This window comes from Nitrobacter hamburgensis X14, from assembly GCF_000013885.1.
Classification (GTDB): domain Bacteria; phylum Pseudomonadota; class Alphaproteobacteria; order Rhizobiales; family Xanthobacteraceae; genus Nitrobacter; species Nitrobacter hamburgensis.
Genome location: NC_007961.1, coordinates 43,068 through 63,483, shown reverse-complemented (window position 1 = coordinate 63,483; position 20,416 = coordinate 43,068). Strand labels below are relative to the sequence as shown.

At 58.9% G+C, this 20,416-nt stretch carries 15 protein-coding genes and 4 pseudogenes; 6 read left to right on the top strand and 13 right to left on the bottom strand.

Annotated features, from left to right (window positions below; all coding sequences use genetic code 11):
- Positions 1–53 precede the first annotated feature (53 nt).
- Positions 54–1,484, bottom strand: coding sequence for a recombinase family protein (locus tag NHAM_RS23475; protein WP_011505253.1), 1,431 nt, complete (start codon positions 1,482–1,484; stop codon positions 54–56).
- A gap of 155 nt (positions 1,485–1,639) precedes the next feature.
- Here NHAM_RS23475 and NHAM_RS29525 point away from each other — a divergent pair, with 155 nt between their 5' ends.
- The 3 genes and pseudogenes from NHAM_RS29525 to NHAM_RS26005 all read left to right on the top strand — a co-directional run bounded on the left by NHAM_RS29525 (position 1,640) and on the right by NHAM_RS26005 (position 6,089).
- A complete protein-coding gene (locus NHAM_RS29525; protein WP_157043869.1) occupies positions 1,640–2,152 on the top strand; it encodes a hypothetical protein in 513 nt (170 codons plus the stop codon).
- A gap of 73 nt (positions 2,153–2,225) precedes the next feature.
- Positions 2,226–5,504 carry a chemotaxis protein CheB gene (locus NHAM_RS23460; RefSeq protein ID WP_011505251.1) on the top strand — a complete coding sequence of 1,093 codons (3,279 nt, stop codon included), beginning with the start codon at positions 2,226–2,228 and terminating at the stop codon, positions 5,502–5,504.
- A pseudogene (locus NHAM_RS26005) lies at positions 5,501–6,089 on the top strand (chemotaxis protein CheB). The gene NHAM_RS23460 and the pseudogene NHAM_RS26005 overlap by 4 nt, the downstream one beginning before the upstream one ends.
- Before the next feature lie 151 nt (positions 6,090–6,240).
- Here NHAM_RS26005 and NHAM_RS28755 read toward each other — a convergent pair.
- The 8 genes and pseudogenes from NHAM_RS28755 to NHAM_RS23410 all read right to left on the bottom strand — a co-directional run.
- Positions 6,241–6,529, bottom strand: a pseudogene (locus NHAM_RS28755) (transposase); the annotation flags it as partial.
- 81 nt (positions 6,530–6,610) lie between these two features.
- Positions 6,611–7,534, bottom strand: coding sequence for an extracellular catalytic domain type 1 short-chain-length polyhydroxyalkanoate depolymerase (locus tag NHAM_RS23440; protein WP_041359770.1), 924 nt, complete (start codon positions 7,532–7,534; stop codon positions 6,611–6,613).
- A 95-nt stretch (positions 7,535–7,629) separates the two neighbouring features.
- On the bottom strand, positions 7,630–8,694 hold the full coding sequence (locus NHAM_RS23435) for a fatty acid desaturase (protein WP_011505249.1): 1,065 nt from the start codon (positions 8,692–8,694) through the stop codon (positions 7,630–7,632).
- A gap of 590 nt (positions 8,695–9,284) precedes the next feature.
- Positions 9,285–10,388, bottom strand: a complete 1,104-nt coding sequence (locus NHAM_RS23430) for an IS630 family transposase (RefSeq protein WP_011505248.1) — start codon at positions 10,386–10,388, stop codon at positions 9,285–9,287.
- A gap of 78 nt (positions 10,389–10,466) precedes the next feature.
- Positions 10,467–11,531 carry an IS630 family transposase gene (locus tag NHAM_RS23425; protein WP_011505247.1) on the bottom strand — a complete coding sequence of 355 codons (1,065 nt, stop codon included), beginning with the start codon at positions 11,529–11,531 and terminating at the stop codon, positions 10,467–10,469.
- Between the two features lie 42 nt (positions 11,532–11,573).
- Entirely contained in the window at positions 11,574–12,758 is a 1,185-nt protein-coding gene (gene nhaA / locus NHAM_RS23420) for a Na+/H+ antiporter NhaA (RefSeq protein ID WP_041359768.1), read from the bottom strand.
- Between the two features lie 249 nt (positions 12,759–13,007).
- Positions 13,008–13,433, bottom strand: a complete 426-nt coding sequence (tnpA, locus tag NHAM_RS23415) for an IS200/IS605 family transposase (protein WP_011505245.1) — start codon at positions 13,431–13,433, stop codon at positions 13,008–13,010.
- A gap of 232 nt (positions 13,434–13,665) precedes the next feature.
- Positions 13,666–14,433, bottom strand: a complete 768-nt coding sequence (locus NHAM_RS23410) for a helix-turn-helix domain-containing protein (protein ID WP_245270148.1) — start codon at positions 14,431–14,433, stop codon at positions 13,666–13,668.
- Positions 14,434–14,465: 32 nt separating this feature from the next.
- Between NHAM_RS23410 and NHAM_RS28750 the strand changes: the two genes are divergently transcribed.
- Positions 14,466–14,723 carry a hypothetical protein gene (locus tag NHAM_RS28750; RefSeq protein ID WP_245270147.1) on the top strand — a complete coding sequence of 86 codons (258 nt, stop codon included), beginning with the start codon at positions 14,466–14,468 and terminating at the stop codon, positions 14,721–14,723.
- Here the strand turns inward: NHAM_RS28750 and NHAM_RS26000 are convergent.
- Positions 14,636–15,061: pseudogene (locus tag NHAM_RS26000) on the bottom strand (transposase); the annotation flags it as partial. The gene NHAM_RS28750 and the pseudogene NHAM_RS26000 sit on opposite strands and share 88 nt — an antisense overlap.
- Positions 15,062–15,478: 417 nt before the next feature.
- On the opposite strand from NHAM_RS26000, the gene NHAM_RS23405 reads away from it, so the two are divergent.
- Positions 15,479–16,807 carry a hemolysin family protein gene (locus NHAM_RS23405; RefSeq protein ID WP_011505244.1) on the top strand — a complete coding sequence of 443 codons (1,329 nt, stop codon included), beginning with the start codon at positions 15,479–15,481 and terminating at the stop codon, positions 16,805–16,807.
- 60 nt (positions 16,808–16,867) lie between these two features.
- On the opposite strand, the pseudogene NHAM_RS25995 reads toward NHAM_RS23405, so the two are convergent.
- A pseudogene (locus NHAM_RS25995) lies at positions 16,868–17,113 on the bottom strand (IS21 family transposase); the annotation flags it as partial.
- 280 nt (positions 17,114–17,393) lie between these two features.
- Between NHAM_RS25995 and NHAM_RS23395 the strand changes: the two are divergent.
- Complete coding sequence (locus NHAM_RS23395; RefSeq protein WP_011505242.1) at positions 17,394–17,648, top strand: hypothetical protein; 255 nt, start codon at positions 17,394–17,396, stop codon at positions 17,646–17,648.
- Positions 17,649–17,660: 12 nt separating this feature from the next.
- Here NHAM_RS23395 and NHAM_RS27370 read toward each other — a convergent pair whose 3' ends face one another.
- Together NHAM_RS27370 and NHAM_RS23390 are read right to left on the bottom strand one after the other, a co-directional pair.
- The gene (locus tag NHAM_RS27370) at positions 17,661–17,915 is read right to left on the bottom strand and encodes a hypothetical protein (protein WP_157043865.1); all 255 of its coding nucleotides are present in this window, start codon (positions 17,913–17,915) and stop codon (positions 17,661–17,663) included.
- Positions 17,916–18,158: 243 nt separating this feature from the next.
- A complete protein-coding gene (locus tag NHAM_RS23390; RefSeq protein WP_011510130.1) occupies positions 18,159–19,502 on the bottom strand; it encodes an IS1380-like element ISNha3 family transposase in 1,344 nt (447 codons plus the stop codon).
- Positions 19,503–20,416 lie beyond the last annotated feature (914 nt).

The following is a 20,416-nucleotide window of genomic DNA, read 5'->3' as shown; positions in this document are numbered from 1 at the left end:
GCAAGCCCTGCTTTTACCTTGGCTGAGAAGTCTTCCAGACGGCTGACGAGGAGTCAGAGCTCGCATTCGGCCACTTCGACCGCCGCTTGGTGCCGCTCCTGGAGCTGTGAGAAGCGTTGTTTCAGACCAGCGATACGCGGTTCGAATTCCGCCTTGTCGATGATGCCTTCGGCATAGCTGTCGATCAGCCGGCCGATACCGCGACGCAAGGTGGCCATTTGTCGTTCGAGGCGGACGATCTCCTCCGGTTCACGGACTTGGTCACGGGCCGCAAGGAGGCGGCGGCGATATTCCCCGGCCACGCGGTGCGGATCCTCCAGGAGACCTTTGACCTGATCCCACACCGCTTCTTCCAGGTGATCGCCGCGCACCTGCGGGTTGTCGCAAACACGATGGCCGCTGAAGCGATGACCATCCGTGCCGATACACCGATAGTAGCGCAGCGTGTCCGTCGGGTCATACTTGTGGACGCGAGGCGCGCGCTTGCCATAATAAGCGTAGCCGCAACGACGGCAGACCGTGAGGCCCTGCAGCAACCAGTCCGAACTCGGCGTGCGTTGGCGCTTGCGCTTCCGGTTCTCCTCAAACTGAGCATGGACCGCCTCGAATACGGCCGGATCGACGAGCGAGGAAACAGGGATCTCGATCCACTCTTCGGGCGGAACGGCAACGCGGGAGGTAGCGTGCGGCGAGGGTTGCAAATGACCGCGGATCGGCCGCAACCGCGGTCGTGGCGGCAGGTAGCGGGCTCGCCCGAAAGCGGCCCGTCCGACATAGGCGGGATTGGCAAGTATGCCGCGGATCGTGGAGGCGTAACAAGGCGTCGTTCCTGTCCGCGTCCGGCAGCCGATCTGCTCCAGCCGTCGGCATACCTCCCGCAGGCTCATGCGATCCAGGCCGACCCATGCGAAGATCAGACGAACGATGTGTGCCTCCGCCTCCACCACCTCGAAGCGTGCCAAGCCGCCGCCCTGGTCGCGGCTCACATAACGGTAACCGAAGGGAGCGCCCGTCAGCGCGCTGACAGAGCCGGAGCATGCCGCGTGACGGCGACCACGCCGGCTACGCTCGAGGATCTTGGCCCGTTCATATTCGGCGATCACGCCCTGAACTTGAAGCAATAGATCATCCTCGGCTGTGCCACCAATGGGGCGGTTGAGGAATACGATCTCCACACCGGCACGACGGAATTCGTCGATCAGCAGCGCCTGATGAGCATAGCGGCGGGCGAGCCGATCGGGGGCATGAACATAAAGGCGGTCGACTTGGCCACCGGCAACCGCATCCCTCAGCCGTTCCAACGCCGGACGAAGCAGAAGCGAACCGCTGTAGCCATCATCCACGTAGCTGTGATCTGGCTCAAGCAGGAAGCCGTCGGCCGCAATGCGTTCCTGCAATGCAACGACCTGGCTGGCAATCGTGTTGTCGCGCGTCTGCGCCTCACTCGACACCCTCGCATAGAGCGCGCATCGTGTCTCGGTCATTGCTCACCTCCCGATCTCGCCATCGCTTTCGTCACCTTCGATGAGGGGTTCGCTCGACGCACCGGCCGTTGCTTCGTGCGCCGTATCGTCGGCACAAGATGGGCGTAGGCCTCGATCAGAAGTTGGGGGCCGGTTCTTGTCGCTTCGAACGACACGTGCATGCGCAGCACAGGGCTATCCATGCGCCGGACCATGTGCGCCTCCATCGGCCGGCTCGCAGCTCGACCGTCGATGGCGCATTAAATCCTGTGGTGACTCTGATTCGGCCGCGACAAATCGACTCGCATCCCGACCACGGCGCACCTCAACAAGCGATCGCCTACGGCGTGGACGCTCGATGCACACCGACCATTCGAAACCAAACTTGGCAATATTGTACGGCGGACTACGATCCATCGCTTCGGCAACACGACGAACTTCTTCGCTGTATCGGAGCGCTTGACGACCTCAACTTTCTGCATAGTTTCCTCCATAAGACGTCGGAAGGGCTTGCTCCGGCTTGGCGTCATCAACATCTCGCGCCTGCCGCTGGTATCTGGAGTTTGTTGATCGACCAAAGCAATAAGGATTCTCACTGTGTTCCGATCAAGATTGTCGCGTTACAAAATCCCCCAATTCTCAATGGTGCTGACGGGGAACACAACCTGATATCGACACTTATTGTGTGAGTGTTGTGTGAGCCGCGCAGGCGGAGGTACAGGGTCGGAAGAAAAATCCGTCCTGCACACCGGGAGTAAGCTATTGCTGCCTCAAGAACTGCACGGAGAGAAAGTCGAGGGCAAACAACCAACCCCGGATCAATCCGGTGTGATTGCCACTAAACGACGTCCACCCTCGCTGGTCGTTGGCATCGGGGCTTCCGCCGGAGGGCTGGACGCGTTTAAGAGCTTCTTTGAAGGCGTTCCGGCTGATACTGGCATGAGTTTTGTGCTGGTTCAGCATCTCGACCCCAACCACAAGAGCCTTCTCGTCGAATTGCTCAGGCCGCACACGTCCATGCGGGTCGAAGAAGCGCGGGATGGTGTCGCGCTCGCGGCAAACCACATCTTTGTCATTCCGCCCAACGCAACGATGACGATGGAAGGCGACCTTTTACGGGTTTCGACACCCGCGCCGGCGCGCGAGTACCGGCGGCCAATCGACACGTTTTTCACTTCGCTCGCTGAAAATCAGCAGGAATGTGCTGTCGCCGTGGTTCTGTCCGGCGTCGGTAGCGATGGCACTTTGGGCGTCAAGGCGATCAAGGAAAATGGTGGATACACGTTTGCTCAAGCGGAGTTCAACGAGACGGCGATGAGCGGGATGCCCCGGAGCGCTGTGGCCACCGGGCTTGTCGATTGCGTGGCGCCGGTCAAGAACCTGCCTGCAAAGCGGCTCGAACATCAAGCACATCTAACCAAGGTCGAAGAGCAGAAAGATTCGGAGGGCGTCCGTGATGACGTCAGGGAGAGTCTGACAACGATTACGTCGCTGCTGCGCAAACGTCTCAAGCATGACTTCAGTGGCTACAAGCAAAATACCATAATCCGGCGCGTTCAACGCCGAATGCAGGTGCTCCAGATCGAAGCCGTCCCCGCCTACGTGGAGCGTCTAAGGCGGGAGCCTCCCGAAGCCGACGCGCTGTTTCGTGAACTTCTCATCGGCGTGACCCAGTTTTTTCGCGATGAGTCGGCCTTCGAGGCTTTGAAGACGGCAATTTTGCCGTCCTTGCTTGCTGCCAAACAACCGGACGATACGATCCGTGTTTGGGTTGCAGGATGTGCCACCGGAGAGGAGGTTTATTCCATCGCCATCGTGTTGAAGGAGGCCATGGCCGAACTCAACGTCGAGCCTTCGGTCACGATCTTTGGCACCGATATCGACGGCAAGGCTGTCGCCTTCGCCCGCGCCGCGCGCTACCGCAAGACCGACGGTGTGTCTCCTGAGCGCCTGGGGCGCTGGTTCGTGAGGGAGAGGGAACACTATTGCCCGGTCGCGACGATACGCGAGATGTGCGTGTTCTCCCAGCACAGCATCATCAAGGATCCACCATTTTCCAAACTCGATCTGGTGTCCTGCCGCAATGTGCTGATTTACATGGACAACGAATTTCAGCATCGCGTCATGCAGACTTTTCACTACGGGCTCAATCCGGGCGGCTACCTGTTCCTGGGTCCTTCAGAAAGTGTCAGTCGCGAGATCAAGCTCTTCACCATTATCGACAAAAAACATCGCATTTTGCAGCGCCAGGATGGCGTCAGGGCCACGCTTCCCGTGGTTCAAACTGCATCATCGTTGCGAGCGGTTGAACCAACGTGGTCTGCGGAGGTTCACGCAGAGGATGGCATCGACCAGAGCGCGCGGCGCGCCATGGATAAATATGCGCCTGCATATTTTGTGATCGACAGACATTGCGAAGTTCTGCGTTTCTCGGGAGCGGAAACGGGCCGTTATCTTGAGCCATCGCCGGGAACGGCCACCTTAAATCTGTTCGGCATTCTGGCAAAGGCGCTGCGTTCGCAGGTTCGAAATGCGGTGGACACATCCTTCGCGACCCACCAGACCGTTGTCGATGAGACTGTGGCCGCAACCATTGATGGACGCTGGTACTCGGTTCAGTTGATTGTCGAGCCCATCGTTGAGATTGCACGATCACCGGCATTTTTCATTGTTGCCTTTCGCGAACGCGGCCCCCTTACGAACGGCGGTGAAGCGGGGAAGACCGCACCGGCGGTTAGCGATCTCGATGCAGCATCACATCAGCAGGAATTGCGGAGTTGGCAGGCCCGATACAAGGCCGCCAGCAACGAACTGGAAACCCACATCGAGAACATGAAGTCAGTGACGGAGGAATACCAGTCCGTCAACGAGGAATTGCAATCGTCGAATGAAGAGCTTGAAACTGCCAAAGAAGAGATGCAGTCGGTCAACGAGGAACTTCAGACCGTCAACAGTGAGATGCAGAGCAAGAACGATCAGCTGAATGGAGTGAACAATGATCTCCAGAACCTTCTCGACAGCACCCAGATCGCGACCATCTTCCTCGACGATAACCTACACATTAAGAATTTCACACCGGCCGCGATGGAGCTGTTTGCACTCCATGATTGCGATCGTGGCCGCGCCATAACCGACATTGTTACGTTGCTGGCTTATGACAAGCTGCGCGAGGATGTGAGGAAAGTCCAACGCACGCTTGCGGTCGTCGAACAGGAACTGGACCTAAAGGATGAGAGCGCGACGTTTATTATGCGGATACGCCCATACCGCACGGTCAAGAACGTCATTACAGGCGTGGTAATCACCTTCACCGATATTACTGAGCGAAAAGCACAGGACGATCAACTAAGGGTGTTGATGAAGGAATTGCAGCACCGCACCAACAATCTGTTCAGAGTGATTCAGGCGATGGCGCGTCAGACCGCCAAGCATAGCGCGAATTTTGCAGACTTTGAGGTCCAATTCGGAGCGAGGATACAGGGGCTTTCGGAGTCCAATACCCTGCTTATCGGCCAGAATTGGCAAAGTGTATCCTTGGAGAGGCTGGTGCGTACCCAGCTCGCGCCTTTCATTGGAACGGATCAGGCTCGTCTCGAAATCGATGGGCTTGCCGTATTCGTGGCAACCGAGGCCGTGCAGACCCTTGGTCTGGCGCTACATGAGTTGGCGACCAACGCGTCGAAGTACGGCGCATTATCGGTGCCCGGCGGCAGAATCTTGCTTCAGTGGAAATTTACCGGGGGAGATAAGATTCCTGAAGGCTTTCGACTGGAGTGGCGAGAGCGTGGTGGTCCGACCGTTAAGCCGGCCAAGCGCAGAGGTTTCGGTCGATTTGTCATTGACCAGATGGTGACCAGCTCGCTCCATGCCACAGTTGGGATAGATCTCGCCCCGGAAGGCTTCCGCTGGACGCTCGATATGCCAGCCAGCCAAGTTCAGCGGGCGATGCCGGATAAAGAGGGAATGAAAAATGGCGAAAGTGGATCGGCACCGCTTTTCGACGTTGGGATTAAAAAACCCGAGCAGAGCGATTACCTATGAAGGCCGCGAGTGCTGCTCGAGATTTTCCTGTCGTTTGCGTCGGCGGCTCGGCCGGTGGCCTCGACGCCTATACCCGGTTACTTCGACATCTGCAGGCCGATATGGGCGTTGCTATCGTCATCGTTAATCACCTGAGAACGGTAGCTACGTTGCTCCACGAGATTCTTCCACGTTACACGGAGATGCCGGTTGAACTGATTACGGAAAGATTGCTCATCCAGCCCAACCGCGTGTTCATCATACCAGAACAACGTGATCTGCACGTTCTTGATGGAGAGTTTCGTCTAAAGCCGATATCAAAACCTCGGGGATGGCCCGACAGTTATTACTGTTTTTCTGCGCTCGTTAACCCAGTACTGGGACGGAAAAATCATTGCTGTCATCGTCTCTGGCTATGATGGCGATGGGGCAGCGGCGCTGTGCGGCATAAAAGAAGTGGGGGGAATTACGATCGCGCAGAAGCTCGAAACAGCCGGGCAGCCGGATATGCCCCAGAGCGCAATAGCCAGCGGGTGTATAGATTTTGTTCTTTCGCCTGAGGGTATAGCTCAAGAAATAATACGAATTGCGCGCGTAGAACCCTAAAAGTTCTGCAGAACGGTTGCAGGTCCTTGTAAAACCGCTTCATGTTGCGCTCGGGATCGACCCGGAAGAGTGTTTCAGCGGGCATCGATCTCATCGCTGTACTGCTGGTCCTGACGGCTGCGTTTAGCTGGATCATACCAAGACTCGCTGATCAAAACCGGTACACCCAATCACGCATTCCGATGAACATAATGCGCCAGGGCTGATCGATTAGCCTGTTCCAGGCGTAGCAGCAGTGATCGACGATATCTTCGTAGGACTTGAACACGCGGTTCGACAACCAATTGTCGCGCATGAACTCTGCCAGACGTTTTCCTGCGGATTAAGTTCCGGGCATTTCGCTGGCAGCGGCAGGATCGTGATGTTGGATGGAACGATCAACCCGACAGATGCCAGCCGGCCTGGTCGAGCAGCAAGATGGCATGCTTGCCTGGCGCGACCTGCCTCAGGCAAGCGCGATCCCTCATGACCCCGCGCGTCCTATTCTCCTTGGTCGCTCATCCAAGAAACCGCATTCCACCTCAGTCCGCTGCGCCGACCGCCCTCAAACCCCAGAAGGCGGCGATGTGGCGTGTTGACGAGATATTCACGTCCAGCATGTAGTCGCCACTCGAGCCGCAGCCGTGGCGGCCACTCGTGTTGAGCGGTATGCCGTGGCCCATCCCGGTAATGCGGTATTCCTCCAGAAGTTCATGACCCTCGGGATCGCTCCAGACCCGCCTGGGATAACCGTCGACGATGTGAGCGCGGCTTGGCATTCGTTCAAGGTCATGAAGCGTAAGCCACTGTTGGAGGATCTCCTCGCTGTTCGAAGGATCAACGGTGCGGTCGCGACTGCCGTGCCAGATCGAGATCGTCGGCCAAGGTCCGTCATGCTCCGAAGCGTCGCGCAGCCGTGCTGCAAGCTGTTGTGCTGTCGGGCCGCCACGCTGTCCCCGCATTCGACGGAATGCGTCCGGAATCGTGCTCGCGCACCCGTACGGCAGCCCGGCGATGATCGCGCCACCGGCAAAGGCTTCCGGATACGTCGCGAGCAAGACCGAGGCCATCGCGCCGCCAGCAGACAAGCCGGTGACAAAGATGCGCTGACGATCGATCCCATGATCGCTGACCACCTGCTCGATCATCTGGCGGATTGACAGGGGTTCGCCGGAGTCACGGTGGCTGTCGCACGGCTCGAACCAATTGAAAGCGAGAAGCCAATTGTTCGAGCGCCGCTGCTCGGGGAACAGCAACGCAAACCCATGCCGGTCGGCAAGCTCTGACCAACCGGAGCCGCGGTCATAGTCCGTCGCCGTCTGCTCGCAGCCATGCAGCACGACTACAAGCGGTGCAGCATCGGGCAAGTTTTCCGGTATATGCGTCAGAGACCGCAACGATCCCGGATTCGTTCCAAATCCGACCAAGTTCGACAGACGATCGCTCGTGTCGTTGCTTCCTTGCATATACGCGAATAGGTTCAATAGACCTAACATGATGAAGCCCTTCCGCTGGCATTACGTATCCCCTTTCGCAGTGCATTTCGCATTTTCTGCACCCCTCAATGGTAGCCGCTTCCGGAAACAGCGCGCGATGCAGGCGACGGAACCGACTCCATCTCGCGAAACGAAACAAGCTTGTGCCGGCCCTCATCCCAAAGAACCTTGCGCACACAGCGAAGGCTTTCGAACAGCGTCAGCCGTCCGACGGCAGAGAGCTGCGGGTGATCCCGTAACACCTGTGGCAGCCGATAATAAGGAATCCGACTGCACAGATGGTGGACATGGTGTATTCCGATATTGGCGGTAAACCAGCGCAAGACGCTTGGCAGGTCATAATGCGAACTGCCGTGCAACCCCGCTTCATGGAAATTCCAGCCCTCATCATGGGCCCAGAACGTATCCTCGAACTGGTGCTGGACATAGAACAGCCAGACGCCGATCGAGGCGGCGATAAGCGTGATCGGCAACTGCACAAGCAGGAACGGACCAACGCCGATCAGCCAGATCATGGTCGCGACCAGTACCGCGATTGCAACATTCGTCGCCATCGCGCTGAGCCAGGGCTGCCAGCCACTGCGTATCAGTCCCATCGGCAATCGGTGCCGCAAGATGAACATATACGCCGGGCCGACGCCGAACATCACGATTGGATTCCGGTACAAGCGATACAAGAGCCGGCGCCCCTTGGGCAGCGCCAGGAACTCGCGCACGGTCAGCGTATCGATGTCGCCGATACCGCGCCGATCGAGATTGCCTGAACCGGCATGGTGTAGAGCATGCGCGCGCCGCCAGAAATCGTACGGCGTTAGTGTCAGAACGCCGATGACACGTCCGACCCAATCGTTCGCGAGGCGATGGCGGAAGAATGATCCATGGCCGCAGTCGTGCTGGATCATGAAGAGACGCAAGAGGAGGCCTGCGGCGGGCACAGCGAGCAGCAGAGCCATCCAATACCCGGCATCGAGACACGTCCATATCAGAAACCACGTGAGGGCAAACGGTCCTGCCGTGATCACGATCTCGAAAACGCTTCGGGTGCAATTCGGCTCGCGATAGCAGCTCAGTGCATGCGCCAGGTGCCGGAAATCGGACGTGGCATGAGCGTTGTTCGTGTGTTGATCCATGGGCAACGTTCTCCGGCTTGCTTCCCGCGCCGGACTGCGGCGTATCGCGCTGCGGCAAGCGTGTACTGATGAGGCGGGCTGCGGCGCTATTAATTTGAGCAAAACCGGTCGAGCTCAATCAGGCCGCAGTGACCTGTCGTTCACAACCGCTCCACCAAAGCGGGGCAGACCGAGCTTGTTTTTTCGCCGGCGGCCGGGTAGCCGGCGATCACCGCTGTTCTCTGACGCATCATCTCCCGGCCCTAAACCGGAGCCAGCCGTAGCGTCGGTCACGGCGCCGCCCAGGTCAAAACCTGGCCGGTCCTTAGCGCCAGGACCAGGAGAGCGCGCAGCGGCTTTTGCATTGAGCCGTTGTTGATTGCTTTCCTCACCCGCGGCCGGTTCGTCGTGTTTGGCGTCAGTTGATTTGGCCATGATGGTTCTTTTCCTCCAAGAGGGGATCGTCCTTACGGGCGAGCGTCGGAATAAAGGTGCTCGCCACACATTGCAGACTACGCCACCGCGAGATCGCTTCGATTAACGGCGAGCCTCGATGTGCGTTCCTTGGGAATCCAACCGGAACGGTGCGGCTTATACCTAGTCAGGTGAATCTAAAATTCGTGGCATAAGGTCTGCTGAGTTTTTTGGCAGAAGCGTTTGACGGAGGCGAGGATTTCGTCAGCTGACTTTGTCCATCGATATGGCCTGGGATTTTCATTGTGCCGCTCGATGAAGGCGCGGATATCTTTTTCCAACTGCTTGGTCGAAGTATGGACGCCGCGGCGGATCTGCTTGCGGGTGAGTTCAGCAAACCAGCGCTCGACCTGATTGATCCACGATGCTGATGTTGGCGTGAAGTGCACATGGTAGTGCGGTCGTCGCACCAGCCAGGATTTGATCACAGCAGTTTTGTGAGTGGCGTAGTTGTCCATAATGATATGGATATCGAGACCGTCGGGAATGTGAGCGTCGATTTGCTTCAGGAAGTCGAGGAACTCCGCAGCACGATGGCGCTTGTAGCATTTGCCGATCACAAATCCGGAAGCAACATCGAGGGCCGCGAACAGCGATGTTGTGCCGTGGCGGATATAGGAATGCGTCCGGCGTTCCGGAATGCCCGGCATCATCGGCAGGACCGGCTGCTCGCGATCAAGCGCTTGTATCTGGCTCTTCTCGTCGACACTGAGCACCAGGGCCCGATTGGGCGGCGACAGATAAAGACCGACGATGTCGCGGACCTTGTCGACAAATAATGGGTCGCTGGAAAGCTTGAATGTCTCCGAACGGTGCGGCTGCAAGCCGAAGGCGTTCCAAATCCTTCGGATCGTCGTGTGCGAAAAGCCGGTCGCGGTCGCCATCGAACGGATGGACCAGTGCGTGGCGTCGCTCGGCGTGGAGCGGAGCGTGCGTTCGATAATTGCAGCGACCTGATCGTCATCAATCGTGCGAGGCCTGCCAGGGCGGGCTTCATCCAAGAGCCCTTCGATGCGCCCCTTCAGAAAGCGCCGACGCCACTTGCCAACTGTATGCTCATGGACACCCAGTTCGTGCGCAACGGATTTGCTGGGTATGCCATCCGCGCATCGCAGGATGACGCGGCATCGCTCAGACAAAGAACGCGCCACGCGATGACGACGAACCTGCCGTTCGAGATACGCGCGCTCATCCGCGCTGAGGATCAAGGGAGAAACCGGGCGTCCTGCCGCGTTGGCCATAACTGCGCTCCCGCACTCTTGCGAATGCGGCAGATTATAATGAAACGAACTTCAGTTCCAGGTGACTAGTACCCGGAATCATAGCTGAGTGATACGGCGGCCTTGGAAGCGACGTTGACGGACCTTTTTCTTGGTCCAGAGGAAGGGCTCGGCTTTGTCGTTGTACGCGTTGACGTAGGCATCGATGTGCTCCTGAAGCTGCTTGAGGCTTGTGAAGGAGGCTCCGCTAAGCGACTGGCCCTGTAATATCGAGAACCATACCTCGACCTGATTGAGCCAGGACGCGCTTGTCGGCGTAAAATGAAATTGCACGTTGGGGTGGGCCTTGAGCCAGTGCTCGTTTTTCTTGTGGGTGTTGAGGTTGTCGAGGATGACGTGAATCTTTCGGTCCGGAAAGGCCGCGGTGACGCTGTTCATGAAGTCAAGAAACTCGACGCGGCGACGGCGTTTTGAATGAGCCGCGATGATCTTTCCGGTGGCAACTTCGAGGGCCGCAAACAATGTTGTAGTGCCATGCCGCTTGTAATCGTGGCTCTGGCCGGTCAAGGCGCGGCCATTGGGTAACTTCAGATAACCCTGCGCTCGCTCCAATGCCTGGATCGAAGGCTTCTCGTCCACGCATAGCACGATGGCCTTTGCGGGCGGGGCGACGTAAAGGCCAACAACATCGGCGGCTTTGGCCGTAAAGTTCGGGTCGTTGCTTTCACACCAGGACTTGCGAGCCGCGAGATCAATCTTGTGGCTGCGCAGGAACCGCCAGACATATTGGACGTCAACATCGCCCAGCGCCCCGGCCAGCAGAGGGCCGGTCCAGCGCGCAAACCCTTGCGGGGGCGGCTTGTCCAGCAGCTTCAGAATCCGCTTGTCGGTAGCCTTCGTATAGATCGGCTGCTTGCCGGGTCGCGGCTTGTCTTGCAGCCCTTCAAGGCCATGATCGGCATAGCGGTGCCGCCAAAGGCTGACAATCCGCGGCTGGACCCCGACTTCTTTGGCGATCGAGCGGGTGCTGCGCCCGTCCGCCGCCAACAGAACTATCCGCGCTCGCTTCAAATCGCGCTGCAACGTCACCGGTGAGCGACAACACGCCTCAAGCACATTGCGATCTTTCCTCGAAAGGCGAACTTCTCTTGCTTCGGGGATCATCCCGATCTTGAATCACGACTCACCTTCTAAGAAAAGGAGGTACTAGGTTCGCTCGGGGAAGCCTGCCTTGGTGACGCGCAAGATCAGCCAACCTATGAGGCCGGCGAGCGTCGAACCCAGCAGCACGCCGATTTTTGTCTCGTCCTGGAGAACGGCCGACTCCGGATAAGCGAGGAGCCCAATGAAGAGGCTCATGGTGAAGCCAATCCCGCAGAGCACTGCCACTCCATAAAGATGTGCCCAAGAGGCGTAACGTGGCATGTCGGCAATTTTCAGCCAGATCGCCAGCCATGCGAAGCCGAAAACGCCTACCTGCTTGCCGAAGAAAAGGCCCAGTGCAACGCCGAGTGGCACCGGATCGAGCAGTGCCGAGAGACCGAGCCCGGCGAATGAGACGCCGGCATTGGCGAAGCCGAATACCGGCACGATGAGGAACGCCACCCACGGATTGAGTGCGTGCTCGAGCCGATGTAGAGGTGATGTTGGACCGCCGCCTGTGGAAGCTTGCAAGGGGATGGCGAGCGCCAGTGCAACACCTGCGAGCGTTGCGTGGATCCCCGACTGCAGCACAAAGAACCAGAGCACCACCCCGAGGACCAGATAGGGTGCGAGGGGCTTCACACCGAACCGATTGAGGGCCGCGAGACCCAACAACGTCGCGGCTGCGAGAATTAGCATCAGCGGAGTAAGCTCGGCGGTATAGAAGAGCGCGATGATTAAGACAGCACCTAGGTCGTCCAGGATGGCAAGCGCGGTCAGAAAAATCTTAAGAGACACAGGGACGCGGGGGCCAAGCAGTGAGAGCACGCCGAGTGCGAAGGCGATGTCTGTCGCCGACGGAATGGCCCATCCTCTGAGATTGGCTGGCTCGCCCCCATTAACTGCGATGAAAATCACCGCTGGTACGACCATGCCGCCGAGGGCTGCGATACCTGGCAACGCGCGCCGCGACCAGGTCGCGAGTTGCCCGTCCAAGAACTCGCGCTTGATCTCGAGCCCGACGAGCAGGAAGAATACCGCCATCAACGCATCGTTGATCCAGTGCAGCACCGTCAGGCCCAGCACTTGACGGTGCAGCACATCGAAGTAGACGGGCGCGAACGGCGAATTGGCGAGCAGCAACGCCAATGCGGCGACGAACATCAGTGTCAGCCCAGCGGAGGCCTCACTGTCGAGAAAGGATCGAAGAATTGAGTAAGGGCGAAGCCGCCCTGGTTCCAAAACCATTCGCTTTCCGCAATTTGGATATTGACCGAATCGAACCCGCATCTTTCCATCGAAAGACGATTGGGATCAATGCGCATCTACGCGCAGATGCAACCTCGCGATCACCGGACCATGACAGCCGCGCGGCGTTGTTATTCCCTTGAAGCCATCCATCCAAATCGACCGTCGGTGTGAACGCTCCACCGGCTAAAGCCGGTGGCTTCGGATTACGGCTGGAAGCCGGATTTGATCGACCCTTCGGGTCGATTGTCAGACGACCTTGAAGTTGTCATCTGGCTCAGGCGGCTTTTGGTCTTCTATGTACTTCTTCCACACTTCATCGGTGACGTTTCCGCTCGAAGCAACCCAGTATCCCTGCCCATAGATGCTGCCCCAGTATCGCTTCCTGAGCGACTGATACTCCGTCAGAAGCTTGTGAGAACTCTTGCCTTTGAGATATTGCACCGCACGAGAGACCGATAGATGTGGTGGGATCGACAACAACAGATGGACGTGATCCCGGTTTATCGTCCCGGCATGAATAACCATCTCATGGCTCAACGCAATTTCCCGCAACAACTCCCGGGCGCGAAAGCCGACATCCCCACCCAAAACTGCGAACCGATACTTCGTCACCCACACAATGTGGTATTTGCAGTCCCACACCGTATGACTGCCAGACTTCGCCGTTTGCATCGTCGGATGCTAATGCATCCCGTCGCCTAAAGGCCGAGGGGTTTGCTGATCCCGGCAAGGGGGCTCTAAAACTCCGCTTGATCAACGGCCAAGAGGCGCCGCTCGACCAAGTCTTCAGCGACATCACCGGTGCGAAAGAGCTGTCGAATGAGCACGTCCCGCGCATAATGCTCACCTGTCCATGTCGTTAAAGCAAGAGTTTTTTGCAGCGGGCTACTGGACGGCGGACGTCTCAGAGGCGGGCTGTGGCCGCGCCCTTCACGTCGTTTCGGTCCAAGTCGGCGGCGTGGATGATCCAAGGCGCTCCCTTACAGAGCTGATTCGCCGAGAGTTGACCATCTTTGAGCAGACGGCGCACGGTCGACGGACTAACGGATGGAGCTGCCGCAGCCTCGTCGAGCGTTACCTCGCCGCGCTCCCGGCGCTCGCCTTCCCGATAGGTTGGAATCGTATTGTGACTACGCAGGCTGCACACCCGCGATTGCGTCCAGCCGTTTCCGCGTCCCGTCGTTTTGCCGGCCCGATTGAGCACCGAGGCGATCGCCTTGTCCGGCATCTGTCGTGTCAGCACGCGCACGACGATGGTCTCGCCTTCGACGCTCCAGTGGTGTTGGCCCGTGCGGTTCTTCTTGACTTTAAGAGCCGAATGGTCGCGTCCGTGCCAGCGGATAACGAGATCGAGCGCGTTGTCCTCGACGCGGACGACGATCTCGTCGATCACCGTCCGCACGATGCGTTTCTTTGCCTCTGGTGTCACACCGGCGCTCGTCCATGCACTTTGCAGATCGGCACCGAGCATCATCAGCCGCTCGCGGTCGGCGGGCGCCGGCTCGGCAGCGGGTGATGCCGTCAGTTCCTGAAGCTCCGCCTCCAAATCGCGGGCAATAGTCAGCCGCTCATTCCATCGCGTCTCCAACTCCGAGGCGACCAGGCGATTGTCGGGATCGACGGCATCATACTGGCGACGCGCGCGGCCGACCTCGTAGCGAGCCTGCTCCAATGCCAGCGCGATCTGTCGTCGCTTGTCCTCGTTTGCGCGACTGCGAGTGCCTGTGCTGCGAGCGCGGCCTCGATTCCGAGCGGTTACAAACGCACGATGACCTCGGCGCCGACATCCCGGTCAATGCGCATGCCTCCGAACGAGATGCAGCGATCACCGCCATGATTGAGCACCACGGCTTCCATCTCGGCCAAAAACACACGTCGATGATGGTGCCGCCACGCAGCAGAGCACCGCGAGTCTCCAGAAACTCCGCAATCGCGACGAATATCACCTTCGTCAACTCGTGACGCCCCAGCAGATGCCGGAAGTTCAAGATGGTCGTCTCATCGGGAATAGTGGCGCGTCCGAGCTCCAGACCCGCAAACGTTCGCATCGAGCAAATGTCGTAAAGCACTTCTTCCGCGCCGGGATCAGAGAGGTTATACCACTGCTGCAAGCAATAAATCCGTAGCATCACGGCCAATGGAAATGGTCGCCGACCGCCGCTCGGACCAGCCTTGGGATAATGCGGCTCGATCAAAGCTTCGAGCCCGACCCAAGGCACCACGCCTGCCATCTTAGCCAAAAACACATCTCGCTTCGTGCGCTTCTTCTTGGCCGCATAATCGAGCGACGCGAAACTCAGTTGATGGTATGACTGAGACGGTCGAACCGTTGGCCGGTGACGCGGTCCGTGCTATAATAGAACGATGAGTTTCCTTTCCGACCTTGCTCTCTGGCTGGCGACGCTTGATCGTCCCTTTGCTTTCCTGCTCGCTCTGCCCTTCTTGGTTGCAGCTGCAGGACTAGCCTCGCATTTCATTCGTCAGCGATCTGGACGGGCGTGAGCTGGAATGCGGAGGAATCGCGGGTTTCTCCTTGCCATAGTCATTGCTGTCAACGGCGGAGTAGAATCCGGCCACGCGCCGGAGTGATAGTCGGCCACGGTTTGCGAACGCAGGAGATCGCCGGGAGAAGCTATGGGAAGCGGCAAGGTTGAGGCTGGGTATGACGGATCGTATAGCGAGTATACGAAGCTTTGAATCAACCCAAGAGGAGAGTTATGCCTGACGGCGATGGCAGTAGCCTCAATCTTATCGGTATTGTACTGATCTTTGTTCTTGTTGCGGCGAACGGATTTTTCGTCGCGGCCGAGTTCTCCTTGGTGGCGGTTCGTCCGAGCAGGGTTGCCGAATTGGTCGCCGGCGGCAGCAGAAGGGCCCTTGTCCTTCAACGAGCCATCCAGCACCTTGATGTCAATCTAGCCGCCACGCAATTGGGAATCACGATTTCGTCACTCGCCTTGGGTTGGATTGGCGAACCTGCCTTGGCGGGATTGATCCAGCCGCTGTGGAAGGCATTCCCGGATTCCCTTGCGACCGCCGGCGCGCATGCCGTAGCGGTTGTCGTTTCCTTCAGCATCATCACTACGTTGCATATCGTATTGGGCGAATTGGCGCCAAAGAGCTTGGCATTGCAGCGAAGCGAAAGTACCGCGCTTGTGATTGTGCGCCCGTTGGGGCTGTTCCTGCTCATCTTGCGTCCAGCAATCGTTATACTGAATGGCCTCGGCAACCTGATTCTCCGGCTTTGCGGCCTGCGGCCCGGAACGGGCGAATCCTCGCTGCATTCACCGGAGGAGTTGAAGCTGCTGGTGCAAGCCAGTCAGGACGCAGGCATCCTGCAAGACGCACAGGAAGAGGTGGTGCTTCGCGTTCTCAACATCGGGGAGCGGCAGGTCGGCGACATCATGACCGCGCGGCCTGAAATCGACTGGGTCAATGCTGATTCGGATCGCGCCGACATGCTTGATACGATCAGAAACTGTCCTCACGAGCAGTTGCTCGTTGGGCGGGGCAGCATCGACGAGCCTCTTGGCATGCTCCTCAAAAAGGATTTGCTTAATCGCGTGCTGGGTGGAGAGGGCCTCGATCCATTGGAGGTGATCCGGGAGCCGTTGCTCGTTCTTGAATCCATGTCGGTATTCCGGATGCTGGACATGTTCAAGCAAGCTCCCGTGCGGCTTGCGATCGTCGTCGATGAATATGGAATCCTTCAGGGCATTGTCACGCAGACCGATCTCCTTGAAGCGATTGCCGGCGATTTGCCGAACAGCGAGGATGGATCGGCGGATATCATCGAACGCGAGGATGGATCGTTGCTCCTTGACGGGATGACGCCGGCACACGACGTATTCGACCGCCTTGCATTCCGGAAGCGCCCAGAGAACGGCGATTATCACACGGTTGCCGGATTCGCGCTGTCCCAACTCGGTCATCTGCCCGGGATCGGCGAGTCTTTCGTATATGAAGATTGGTGTTTCGAGATCGTCGATCTGGACGGGCGACGCATCGGCAAGATTCTCGCGACAAGGATGACGCTTGTGCCCTGAACGACTTCCTACCGCAAATGACTCCGTCGTTGCCGGGGAGCGACGATCTGCTAAGCGTCGTTGGCAGCGCTTCCAGCGTGCAAAGGCGTATGGCTGGTCCGGCAGTTTCCCAAGCTTCGGCCTGTCGATCTCGACGAAGAGTTCGACGCGGCTGGAGCCGAAGCCGCGCATCTGGCGACCATTGAGTTCGGCGACGAGCACGCGGATGGCGGCGTTCAGCTCTGCCAGGTAAAAGAAGCGCTGATTGCGCAGACGCGCCAGGACCCAGCGCTGGGCAATTTGCACGGCGACTTCGACTTTGGCCTTATGCGGCGCAAAGTATCTTTGGACATACCGAAAGATGACGGAACAATACTCGAGGTTCCGAATAGGCCCGCCTGCGCCCTCGATGGGCGTTTTTGGTGGAGCGTGCGGGTGGTTGTTCGGATGATGCGAACTCGAGACCATAGAAAAGGGACTTTAAAGAGGGGGCGGATGACGTGCATCCTCTGGCCGGTTGCTGATGAAATATGCATTGCTATCGATCCTTTTCAGAATTTTGTAATCCCATTGCGCAACACTGCCCTTTCTCACAAGGGATATTGCCATGGATGACAAGGTGAAAATCCGCTGCCCAGCCTGCACTCATATTTTCAGGGAGAATGCCAGCCGCGTCCGCGATGGAGCACAGGTTAATTGCCTCAACTGCAACAAGCTGATTACTCTGACCAAAGAGACAGAAGACCCGTTTCTGCGCCGGGCGCTCAAAGCCGCACGCGAAATTAGAGCCGCAAAAGACGCGGCGGTCCACGCGGCGATATATAGCGGCGTGGCATCAGCCCCAAGGCGCGAAATGCCTTAACGGCTTCAGATGTCAGCCGTGCCGAACACTCCAGCCACCTGCACAGTACGTTGCCCATTCATCCATTAACCGCCGCCGCTTCACCAACGCATCCGAACGCCTATAAGCCGCTTCCGTTTCGTCCGCCACAGCATGGGCCAATGCTTGCTCGCACACCTCGCGCGAGAAGTTTGTCATGTCGCCAGCCCAATCGCGGAACGTCGAACGGAAGCCATGCGTCGTCACCTGCTCTTTAGTGTGGCGCGCAATCGCCTTCGCGAGCGACACGTCGCTAATCGGCTTGCCGCGTCACCTGCCGGGGAAGATTAGACCTTCGCCTCCGGCGCGCTCGCGGGCCACCTCTAGCCCGTCCTATTCGTGAGAGTGCGGTTTTTTGGTTCGATTGATGTGACTGCACATCTCCTCGGACGAGGCGCATAGGATTGCCTTCGGCTTTTCACCGCCTGACGACCGGTACTTTGCAACGCGTTTGAGGGATGGGTTGGGCGAAGGGGGCGCACGCCCCGGCGGTCAAGGACCGTGTGGCAGCAGCGAGCCCGGCAAGCTGCGGAAGAGGTCGGCTTCGGGACATGCCGCGGCGAACGCGAGGCGAATGCGGCTCGCGGTCTCGACGACCCTGGCTGCGATTTTCAAGAGACGAAGACGCAGCGTCGCGAACTCGGCAGTGGCCAATTCGCGGGCTTTGGGAATGGCGTCGCGCACGGTCAGCATCAGCCAATAAGCGGCGGTATGGAGCACGAGACGGACCTGGTTGGCGAGCGCCGAACGGCAACTGGTGCGATCGGAGGCGAGCTGCGTCTTATGCAGCTTGATCAGGTTCTCGGCCTGGCCGCGCGCGCAATACAGGCTGTCGTAGATCCACTCGGCCGAGCCGGCATCGAGGCTGGTGACGACGAAGCGGATGTCGAGGCCGAGCATCGTCGCCTCAATACGGGCGACGGTGCGCCGTTCGCGATCCCAGGACTTGGCCTTGTGGCGCGTCTCGGTATAGCCGCGCAGAACAGCCAGGTTCTCGATGGCGCGTCGGGTGCGGATGTCGTCAGCGACCTCGTCGACTTTTCTGGCGAGCGGCTTGGTGCCGGACAGGCCGAAGATGTAGTCGATGCCGTTGTTCTCGCACCACGTCATCGCCTCCGGCCGGGCATAGTGCCCGTCGCCACGGACCGTAATTCGCGTGTTGTGCCATCGCGTGCGGATGTGCCGTACCAGGCGGCGCAGATGGGCGCGCACCTCGACGCCGCCCGGCGTCTTGCCCGGCCGCAGCACGACCGCCACGGGCCGGCTCTTCTCCGTGTCGTAGACGTGGATCGGCAAGAAGCAGCGTTCGTCATAATGAGCGTTGAACAGCGAGAGCTGCTGATGACCGTGGACGACATCGCAGGTATCATCGATGTCGAGCGTGACGGATGCCGGCTCGCGCGGGTAGCTATCCATCCATGCGTCGACCAAAGTGTAGGTCAGCCGGATCACGTCGCGCAGGCGCGGAGCATTCTCCAGGCGCGACAGCGTCGGTTGGGAACACAGATCGCGACCGCTGTCCGGCAGCCGTCCGCAGGCCAGCTTGAATGCCGGATCGGACCGCAGATGATCGAGGTCGTCGGCGTCCTCGTAGCCGCAGCAGATCGCGAACATGCGAGCGCGAAACATATCGACAAGGCTGTGCACGACCCGCGTCGGGTCGCGCCGGTCCGGGAACACCCGGGCCAACTTGTCGGCCAAACCGAGACGTCGCTCGGCCGTCGCCAGAAGCATCACGCCCCCGTTCGATGTCAAGCGACCGCCATCGAAGGCAGCTGTGACTTTCTTGGCGTGAACGGCTGGAAACGAGAATGGCAGAATCGTATCATCGGTCATGGCGGGCGTGGCGTTCGCGATTGAAGGTCATGGGGTTGGCTTCGCAACCGAATCCTACGCCGCATCAGCGCTTTACACCACGCTCGCCAGCCTCTCAGGCGCACTCTCACGAATAAGACGGGCTAGCGCCTTCAAGGCCGCGTCGATTAGCGGGACCACGTGCGGCTTGTTTGCCTGTCGCCATTCATCCGCGCGCCGGGAATGGTCCAAAGCTTTTGCTCAACGTTTATCTCGCTCCACTCGGCAAACGCGCCCTCATTGTACCGCGCGACCGTCAGGACGATGAACCGCAGAAGCGCAGAAGCACCGCCGAGTCAGTCTCATCCGCGCACAGCGACGCCATGAATTGCAAGAGCTGTTTGTAAGGGAGGGCGGGGTGATGCCGGACGGCGCGGACTTTGCGCTTGCTCGGCAGGAGCGGCTTACCGCATCCTCAGAAGCAGGAGCGCGAAGCTCCACGCGATCTGCTGCCGCGTCTCCGCCGGCAAATCGAGCCAAAGTCTCGGGAGAGTCGTGATCCCCGGGTTTGGAAGTTTGGTGAGGGTCCGAGACGCTACGCGGTGTGGGTTCGATGGCATGTTCATCGCGAATCACCTCCTCAACGTGGGAGGCCACCGTGCTGTGCAAATGGTGCATCAATGTGAGCAGCGTTCGGACACTGATACAAGCCAACGACTTCGATGCGCCTTCATCTTCCGATGGCGCGGTCGCAAGATCGGTCGCCGAGCGCCGGATTGGACGGTGGCGCCCGTCAGGTAATCGAACAACGACGAAGGCCGGACCACGTCCCGAACGCGGCGTCACGAGCTCGCGACGCTGACCCGCAAGGCCGTGGCGCGGGTTACGACCGTTAAATGAGACACCACTCCGTCGAGAATGGCGGCTGTACAGCTCAATGGTGGCCGAGTGCCAGA